This window comes from Stenotrophomonas sp. GbtcB23 (genome assembly GCF_019091045.1).
GTDB lineage: Bacteria > Pseudomonadota > Gammaproteobacteria > Xanthomonadales > Xanthomonadaceae > Stenotrophomonas > Stenotrophomonas rhizophila_A.
The window spans coordinates 1-347 of the sequence record NZ_JAGXKC010000262.1 but is presented as its reverse complement, the minus strand read 5'-3'; the positions used below and the strand labels follow the sequence as shown (position 1 = coordinate 347).

At 58.5% G+C, this 347-nt stretch carries 1 protein-coding gene; it reads right to left on the bottom strand.

What is annotated here, in order from left to right; all coding sequences use genetic code 11:
- Positions 1 to 51 precede the first annotated feature (51 nt).
- Complete coding sequence (locus KVS69_RS19045; protein WP_302675387.1) at positions 52 to 216, bottom strand: DUF3653 domain-containing protein; 165 nt, start codon at positions 214 to 216, stop codon at positions 52 to 54.
- Positions 217 to 347 lie beyond the last annotated feature (131 nt).

The window sequence follows — 347 nt, the reverse complement described above, 5'->3', positions numbered from 1 at the left end:
GAAGTATTCCAGTTTCCGTCGTCGAGGAGCTCAGAGAGTGAGTCAGTTGATCTAACGCAACAGCGCTGCGCGAGGTTGTTCCATCATCAGTTGCCAGTCCCGGGCGATGTTGCAGGTCCGCGACCACCAAACCATGTCGCAAGGTTCGAACTGGTGACCTTCCGGGGTGAACATGTGTCCACCCTGAAAGCCGAAACCGTCCCAAGGGCCGGTCAGGTTGATTCGTTGATTCGTTCGTGCGGGCTCACGTCACTCATCCTGCTAGTTCGTCCTTGCTGGGGGAGCGATCAGGGAAGCAAGAGCCGAGCCAGAGGCCCAGCCATTGCCAGCCGGTGTTCGTCGCAGAG